This is a genomic window from Microbacterium sp. 69-10, from assembly GCF_001897945.1.
GTDB lineage: Bacteria > Actinomycetota > Actinomycetes > Actinomycetales > Microbacteriaceae > Microbacterium.
Map to the genome: position 1 here is coordinate 1 of NZ_MKRT01000025.1, position 350 is coordinate 350.

Below are 350 nucleotides of genomic sequence, written 5' to 3' on the forward strand. Positions count from 1 at the left end.
GACCAGCTGCATCGTCTTCCCCGACCAGTCGACCTCGACCGTCTGCCCTGCCTTGTGACCGACCCGCGATGCCGCCCCGATCACGAGCACGTGACGTTGGTAGGTCTTGCAGAACCTGTCGTAGCCCATCGCGGTCTCGCCCTTGGTGCGGCAGGCGTCGACGTACTCGCCGTGCAGCAGCTTCAACGTCACCCCGACCCGGGCGAGCTCCCGATGCACCCGATCCCAGTCCGGCTGCGCGTGAACACTCTCGTGCTCCCCACGCCCGGGGAACAGCCGTGCATACACCTCCGCCTCATCGAGCTCTACGACATCGTCCCAGCGGACGCCCTCCCGGTCGGCGGCATCGA

The 350-nt window shown here is 67.4% G+C and carries 1 pseudogene; it reads right to left on the reverse strand.

Annotation, left to right across the window (positions count from 1 at the left end):
- A pseudogene (locus tag BGN97_RS12890) lies at nt 1-350 on the reverse strand (IS21 family transposase); the annotation flags it as partial.